5 protein-coding genes are annotated in these 7,818 nt (G+C 68.5%); 2 read left to right on the top strand and 3 right to left on the bottom strand.

What is annotated here, in order from left to right:
• Positions 1–260: 260 nt before the first annotated feature.
• Positions 261–2,156 (top strand): ATP-binding cassette domain-containing protein, encoded by a 1,896-nt coding sequence (locus RT97_RS04765; protein ID WP_042577628.1) that lies wholly within the window; start codon positions 261–263, stop codon positions 2,154–2,156.
• Positions 2,157–2,260: 104 nt separating this feature from the next.
• Positions 2,261–4,060 (top strand): phospholipase D family protein, encoded by a 1,800-nt coding sequence (locus tag RT97_RS04760; protein WP_042577627.1) that lies wholly within the window; start codon positions 2,261–2,263, stop codon positions 4,058–4,060.
• A 9-nt stretch (positions 4,061–4,069) separates the two neighbouring features.
• On the opposite strand, the gene RT97_RS34065 is transcribed toward RT97_RS04760, so the two are convergent.
• From RT97_RS34065 to RT97_RS04745, 3 genes are all read right to left on the bottom strand, one after another.
• Positions 4,070–4,984 (bottom strand): copper chaperone PCu(A)C, encoded by a 915-nt coding sequence (locus RT97_RS34065; RefSeq protein WP_042577626.1) that lies wholly within the window; start codon positions 4,982–4,984, stop codon positions 4,070–4,072.
• Positions 4,985–5,018: 34 nt separating this feature from the next.
• Complete coding sequence (locus RT97_RS04750; RefSeq protein WP_042577644.1) at positions 5,019–7,310, bottom strand: TonB-dependent receptor; 2,292 nt, start codon at positions 7,308–7,310, stop codon at positions 5,019–5,021.
• Positions 7,311–7,425: 115 nt separating this feature from the next.
• Complete coding sequence (locus RT97_RS04745) at positions 7,426–7,809, bottom strand: DUF2946 family protein (protein ID WP_042577625.1); 384 nt, start codon at positions 7,807–7,809, stop codon at positions 7,426–7,428.
• Positions 7,810–7,818: the final 9 nt, after the last annotated feature.

The raw sequence follows: 7,818 nt of genomic DNA, 5'->3' as shown, positions 1-7,818 counted from the left end.
CCTTCGATTATGCACTGTTTTTTGCAATCCAGTCAACTTCGAAGAATCTTTTTTCAGCCAACCTATCAGCAACCGCCCCTTCCAGGACAACCACCGAACAACACATCACTGCGTCATCAGCCGAGCCCACGAGTATATGACAAATCCTTGGTCTCGCAAGACTGCCGTGAAGAAAATCGAACGCGGAACCTCTTTGTCCCGGGGCGGCGCTTCGCGCCGCCCCGGGACAAAGAGGAGGCTCCTCCGATAATCCGTGCCACATGGCACTCATCACACTCCTCGACGCCCAACTCGCGTTCGGTCACGTCCCGCTGCTCGATCATGCGGACTTCTCTCTTCTTGAATCGGAACGCATCGGCCTGATCGGCCGCAATGGCGCAGGCAAGTCCTCGCTGCTCAAGATACTGGGCGGCCTGGAGAAGACCGACGACGGCACCCTGCAACTTCAGCAAAACCTGCGCGTCGCCTACGTCGCACAGGAGCCGGTGCTCGATATGGATGCGGATGTATTCACCGCAGCCAGCCAGGGCCTCGGAAGCGTGATCGCCGTGCGCGACCTCTATCTGTCCGGCGCCGAAGGCCTGGACCTCGACGCCCTCCAGTCCCAGATCGAAGCCTTCGACGCCTGGAACTGGGAGCAGCGCGTCGAAGAGACGCTGCACCGCCTCCACCTGGATCGCAACGCCCGCGTCGGCTCCCTCTCGGGCGGCACCCGCAAGCGTGTCGCGCTCGCCCAGGCCCTGGTGGCCGCGCCGGATGTCCTTCTCTTGGACGAGCCCACCAACCACCTGGACCTCGACTCCATCGAATGGCTCGAACAGCTATTGATCGACTTCAAGGGCAGCGTCGTCACAGTTACCCACGACCGCAGCTTCCTGAACCGCGTTGCCACCCGCATCGTCGAACTCGACCGGGGCAAGCTGGGGTCCTACCCCGGCAACTTCGAGCAATACCTATTGCAGAAGGAAGAGCAACTCGCCCAGGAGGCCGTCATCAGCGCCAAGGCCGACAAGCTGCTCGTGCAAGAAGAAATCTGGATCCGCAAGGGCGTCGAAGCCCGCCGCACCCGCAGCCAGAGCCGCATCACCCGCCTGCAGGAACTGCGCGCGAGCCGCGTCGCCCGCCGCGAAGTGCAGGGCAGCGTCAACATGGACGTCGCCTCGGGCCAGTCGAGCGGCAAGATCGTGGCCGAGCTCACCGAAGCCACCAAGTCCTTCGGCGAGAAGACTGTCATTCGCAACTTCAGCGGCACCATCCTGCGCGGCGACAAGGTCGGCCTGCTCGGCCCGAACGGCGCGGGCAAGACCACGCTGCTCAAGCTCATCCTCGGCGAGCTCGAACCCGACAGCGGCAAGATCCGCCGCGGCACCAACCTGCAGGTCGCCTATTTCGACCAGATGCGCGACAAGCTCGACCTGGACGCCACGCTGGAAGACTTCATCAGCCCCGGCAGCGAATGGATCGAGATCGGCTCGCAGAAGAAGCACGTCAAGAGCTACCTCTCCGACTTCCTCTTCTCGCCCGCGCGCGCCAACTCCCCCGTGCGATCGCTCAGCGGCGGCGAGCGCAACCGCCTGCTGCTGGCCCGCCTGTTCGCCCGCCCCGCCAACGTGCTGGTGCTCGACGAGCCGACCAATGACCTGGACATCGACACCCTGGAGCTGCTCGAGAACCTGCTGCAGGACTACGACGGCACCGTGTTCCTAGTGAGCCACGACCGGACGTTCCTGGACAACGTGGTCACCAGCACCATCGCCTTCGAGGGCGACGGCCGCTGGCGCGAATACGAAGGCAGCGTGCAGGACTGGCTGATCCAGTCCAAGCGCGCGCGCGAAATCGCCGAGCAGCGCGCCGCGGCGGCGCCGGCGCCGGTCGCCGCTCCCGCACCTGCTGCGGCCGAAGCGGCCCCCAAGGCAGCCGCGCCCCGCAAGAAGCTCTCTTATAAAGAGCAGCGCGAGCTCGAAGCCCTCCCCGCCCAGATCGAAGCCCTCGAGTCCGAGCAGAAACGCATCACCGAATTGCTCGAGCTCGACGGCGGCGCCATCTACGCCTCGGACGCCTCGCGCGCCGTCGAATTGAGCGAGCGCCACGCCAGGATCGACGACGAGCTGCTAGCCGCCCTCGAACGCCAGGAAGAGCTGGGCGTCTCGCGCTGATCAAGTCGCGCGCCAAAGCCCCGCCTCGCGTCCGCCCGTCCGACGCGGGGCGGGCGCCGACTACGCTATATATGCGGCTACCCCAATCCCCCGGGAATCGCCGCATGCCCTCATCCTTCACGCTCTTCGGCCGATATGCCGTGCTCATCGCGGCATTGCTGCTGGGCGCCTGCGCCCAACTGCCGAAAGACGTCGACCGTCCCGTGTCGACCGCGCTCGCCTCGCCGAACGACACCTCGCTCGGTGCGCTGGTCCGCCAGCGCCGCCAGGCGGACAAGGCCCGTTTCGAATCGGGCTTCATGCTGCTGGGCGGCCCGCCCGCCGCGTACGGCAGCCGGCTCGCGCTGATCGAAGGCGCGCAAAAAACGCTGGACCTGCAGTACTACGCCATCCACGCCGATGCCAGCACCGGCCGCCTCGTGCGGGGTCTCCGGGCGGCGGCCGAGCGCGGCGTGCGCGTGCGCATCCTGCTGGACGACTTCCACAGCACCGGCCGCGATGCGCTGGTGCTCGGGCTGGCCTTCATTCCCAACATCGAGATGCGCCTGTTCAACCCGCTCGCGGGTTCGCGCGATTCCACCTTCAGCCGGCTCTTCAATTCGATCGGCGACGCCTCGCGCATCCAGCAGCGGATGCACAACAAGCTGTTCCTGGCCGACAACGTGCTCGGCGTCACCGGCGGGCGCAACCTGGGCGACGCCTATTTCGGCAATGCGACCACCGGCAACTTCGTCGACCTCGACGTGCTCGCGGCCGGCCCGATCGTGCAGGACCTCTCGCGCAGCTTCGACAGCTACTGGAACAACGAGCGCGCCTATCCGGTGCAGTCGCTGGTCTCGCGCGAGGAGTTCCAGGAGATTCGCGAACGCGCACGCAAGGCCGACAAGGAACTGACCGACGAAGCCGCGGCGACGAAGAAGGACGATCCCGGCGCAGCCGAAAGCAAACCCAAGCCGGACGGGCCGCCGACCGCCGAGCAGCGCGCCCGCGCCTGGGACGAGAAACCGCTGGACCTGCGCACCGCCACCTTCGTGTGGGCGCCGGCCGTGATGCTGGCCGACCAGCCCGGCAAGATCCCGGCCGACTCCGGCCCTGGCGCAACGCGCGACCCCGGCCTCGTGGTGAGCCAGTCCGCCGACGCCGCGCGCACCCCTCGTGCGCCTCGAGCCCCGAACGCGGCGCAGCCCGCGCCGGCCTTGCGCCGCACCGCATCGCTGGAGGCCGCGTCGGACGTGGCTGCCAGCGGCGACACCGTGGTCGAGGGCCTGCTTCAGTTGATCGGCCAGGCGCGCTCCGAGCTCCTCATCATCTCGCCCTACTTCGTGCCCGGGCAGGACATGAAAGACGCCTTTGCCGCGGCCCGCGCCCGCGGCGTGAAGATCCGCGTGCTGACCAATTCGCTGGCTTCCAACGACGCGCCGGTGGCGCACGTCGGCTATGCGCGGCACCGCGAAGAACTGCTCAAGATGGGCGTCGAGCTCTACGAATTGCGCAGCGAGCAGACCACCTTCGGCACGGTCTTCGGCTCCGGCTCCTCGGGCGGCGGCGCCGGCGGCAGCAGCGCCACCGGCGAATCGCGCGCGATGCTGCATTCCAAGGTGCTGGTGATGGACGGGCGGCTCCTGGTCGTCGGTTCGATGAACCTGGACCTGCGCTCGCAGCTTCAGAACACCGAGATCGCGCTGCTGATCCGCAGCGACGAGCTCTCGCGCGTAGCCGGCGAGCAGATCGAGCGCGGCATGCGCGAGCGCTCCTGGCACGTCGAACAGGTCAACGGCGCGCTGGTGTGGCACGCCCCCGCAGGCAGCGGCCTCGCGGACACCACCACCGAGCCCGACGCCAGCGCCACGCTGCGCCTGATGCTCCGGCTCTTCGGCCCGCTGGCGCCCGACCAGTTGCTGTAGCCGACCCCGTCAGTGCTTGTGCTGGTGGGCCGCCCCGCCGGCATCGGCGCCTTCGGGGGCGCCCACGGGCAGCGTCAGGTCCAGCGCGGTCTTCACGCCCTTGGCGTCTTCGAACTTCAGGGTGAACGGCACGGTCGCACCCTTGGCCAGCGCGCCCTTCAGGTCCATCATCATCACGTGGTAGCCGCCGGGCTTGAGTTCGACGGTCTGGCCTGCGGGGAGGTCCAGGCCACCCGCGAGTTCGCGCATCTTCATGGTGTCGCCTTCCATCTTCATCTCGTGCACCTCGGCCACGCCGGCCGCGGGCGTGGAGATGCCGACCAGCTTCGTGCCCGTGGGCGCGGTGAGCTTCATGAAGGCGCCCGTGCCGCTCTGGCCCGGCACCGACTGCCGCACCCAGCCGCCCTGCACGTCGACCGTGGCGACGCCCTGCGCGACCACGTTGAGCTTCGCAGCCGGCGCCTTGAGCCCCGCGGTCGAATTGCCCGACGCGGGCACCTCGGCCCAGTCGGCCGCGCCCACGTCGCAGGTCTGCAGCACCTTGAACCACAGCGTGCCCGGCGTGCCCGGCACCTTGCCGCGCAGCACGAACTCGCTGCGCTCCTTGCCGGGCAGCGCATCCTTCGGGGTTTCGGCGGTCCAGCGCACTTCGCCGTCGCCGGCGTTCTTCTGCACGTCCAGCTTCCAGCCCTTGCGCGCCTGGGCGTCGCTCAGCACGAAGCCCTTGGGCAGCCGCACCGCGAGGCCGGTGGTGGCCGATGCGCCCTCGCAGGCGTGGCCGACGCGGAACGCGGCGTTGTAGTCGCTGCCGACGGTGGCGCCGCCGGGCGGCAGGGTGACGTGGGCCAGCGCGGCGGCGGCGCCGGCCAGCATGGCGCAGGCGGCCAGGGTCTTGAAGGTGAAGGTGGGCGTGAGGATGTTCATGTCGGCATGTCCTTGCAAAGGATGAATGAAAGCGTCAAAGGTCGAACTTGAGTTCGGCCACGTAGGTGCGTTGCGGGTACGGGTGGAAGGCCCAGTACTTGTTGTTGTTCAGGTTGTCGATGCCGAAGGCCGCGCTCCACTGCCGGTCGATCCGGTAGCGGATCCGCGCATCGACCACGAAGAACTTCGAGAAGCCCATGTACGCGAAGCCGTTCGGGTCGCTGTTGTCGAGCGAACCATACTGCTTGCCGCTGTAGCGCATGCCCACGGTGTAGCTCCACTTCGCATCGGGCCGGTAGGTGGCCAGCAGCGCGGCGCGCACCTTGGGCACGCGCGGCTGCTCCCGGCCCACGCTGGCGAAGAAGCCGCTGTTGGCGGTGATCCTCGAGTTCGTGAGCGTGAGGCTTCCGCTCAGGTCGAGCCCCTTCACACCCACGTCGGTCGCGTTCAGCGCCATTTCCAGGCCCCGGGTGCGGATCGCGTCGACGTTCTGCACCGTGCTCACGAGGTTGTTGAGCGCCTGGCTGTACAGCGCATCCTTCGTGTTCTCGAAGAACAACGTGGTGCGCAGCGTGCCGTCCACGCCCCAGCCCGTGAGGTCGCGTTCGGCGGTGAGCTCGGTCGTCCATGAGCGCTCGGGGCGCAGGTTCGGGTTGGTGTTGACGATGCGGTTGCCGTCGATCGAGCCCTGGTAGAGCTCGCTCACCGTCGGCATGCGCACTGCGCGGCCGGTCGAGGCCTTGAGGAGCCAGTCGGGCGTGGCCTGCCAGGCGATGGCGGCCTTGGGCGAGTCGTAGCTGTTCTTGCGCGGCGCGAAATCGAGCAGCCGCGTCGCGTTGCCCAGTTGCCCGCCGTAGGCCTCCCAGCGCTCGTGGCGCAGGCCCAGCGTGGTCTTCCAGTCTTTTGCGAAGCGCCAGGTGTCCTGCACGTAGAGCGACTGCAGCCGCGTGTTGCCGTTGAAGGCGGAGAACGGCGTCACGGCCGGCCCGGCGATCCAGTCGAGCGTGTTGCCGACGCTGGTGCGAAGGCGTGCCGTGTCCTGCTGGAAGCCGAAGTCGACGACGTGCGCGCCTACGCCTTCGGCCGAGCCGGTGGGCCGCCACGTGCCTGCGGCCTTGAAGGTGTTCCAGCCCGAGCCGCCCATGTCGGTGGTGCGCCCCGGGCCGCCGTTGAAGGCGCCGGGCAGCGGGGTCGTCGGCGTGCGCGAGGTGTCGCTCGAATAGTCGAACAGGCTCGCCGCCACTTCCCAGTCGAACACGCCGCCGGTGTGGCTCTTCACCGAGAGGCCGTGCATGTAGTGGGTGAGCGCGGTCTCGGTCGGGGCCAGCGCAGCGCTGGGCGCATCGAGGTTGTAGGTGCGCCCGCCGATGTTCACGCGCCCCGAATACACGGGCTGCCCGGACGCGTTGCGCAAATAGGTGTCGACGCCGCCATGCGTGGTGTTGTTCCAGGCGCCCAGCGTGTAGGTGGCGCGGACGGTGGGCGAAAAGTCGTAGGCCACCTTGAGCTTGGCCTGCTCCTGCGTGGTGTCGTAGATCGTGGAGCCGCCCACCAGCCACCACGGCTGGTTCGACGGGTTCAGCCCGAGCACCGCGCCGGTGACCGGCGTGCCCGCATTGCCTACCGTGCCGGCGCTGAGCAGCCGGTTGCCGAACACCAGCGCCTGCCCCTTGCTGTGGGTGCGCGAGGCGCTCAGCCACCAAGACCAGTCGCCGCTGCGGCTGCCGAGAGACAGGTCCAGCTGCTGGCCCGCGGGCGACGAATGGCTGTTGTACAGGTCGAAGTTCGAGGCGAAGCCGCTCAACTTGACGTGCGCCTCCAGCTTCGTGGGCATGCGCGTCACGTAGTCGACCACGGCGCCCACCGAGTTGCCCGGGTATGCGGCCGAGAACGGGCCGTAGAGCACGTCGACCCGCTCGATCTCTTCCGGCGACACCATGCCCCAGCGCGGCGCGTAGGTGGCGCCGTTGCCCAGCGGGTTCGACAGCATGATGCCGTCCGCATAGACCATCGAGCGCGCGCTGTTGCCCGTGCCCGAGGCGCGGGTGGCGAGCACCGCGTGGTTGAAGTCGCCGATGTAGCGCTTGCGCACGACCAGGCTCGGCAGGTACTTGAGCGCGTCCTCGGCATCGGTCGCGTTGACGGTCTCGGCGATCTGCTCGTGCGTCACGCCCTCGATGGTGGTGGGAATCTGCGCCGGCAGCGAAGTCGGCCGGCCGCCGGTCACGGTGATCGCGCCCAGGGCGCGGCCGGTGCCGGCTTCATGCGCGTCGGCCGCCGGTGGCTGCTGCTGCGCCCACACGGGCGCGCTGAGGGGAAATGCCATGGCGATCGCCAAGGCGCGGGAATGCTTTTTCACTGGGAACCTGCTCCACGAACTTCAAGCCGGACGGGCCGCGGGCGCCCTCGATCGGGCGCACGCGGCTAGGGTTTGGAAAGCGTCAGGAGAGGTTCGGGGGCCCGCGTGCCGGGAGCGGCGCCGCGGTGGCCGCGGCAAGGCGCGCGGCGGGAATCGGCTGGACCACGCGGCCCAGCGGGAGGGGTAGGTCGAAAGCGGCCGCGGCCATGGCCGGCGGCGGTGCGCCGGTCAGCACGCACAGCGGGCAGTCCATGTGCGAGGCGCCCATTTCCTGCGCGCCGTCCTCGGTGTGCACCACCACCTTGATGGAGCCGGCGCTGGAGCACACCAGCTCCATGGCCTGCGGATGCACGACGGGCGAGGCCACCGCCACGCCCAGCGACAGCATGAACCACAGCAGCACCCAACGCCCGACCTGGCCGATCTGGCCAAGAAAGCGGGGGTGGTGGGGGCGCTGCAGGTGCATGGCGGTCGC

Origin of the sequence: Variovorax paradoxus (genome assembly GCF_000834655.1) — a bacterium.
In the GTDB taxonomy this organism is placed as follows: Bacteria; Pseudomonadota; Gammaproteobacteria; order Burkholderiales; family Burkholderiaceae_C; genus Variovorax; species Variovorax paradoxus_F.
Note: the sequence above shows the minus strand (reverse complement) of the source record. Positions and strands in the feature narration are given on the sequence as shown.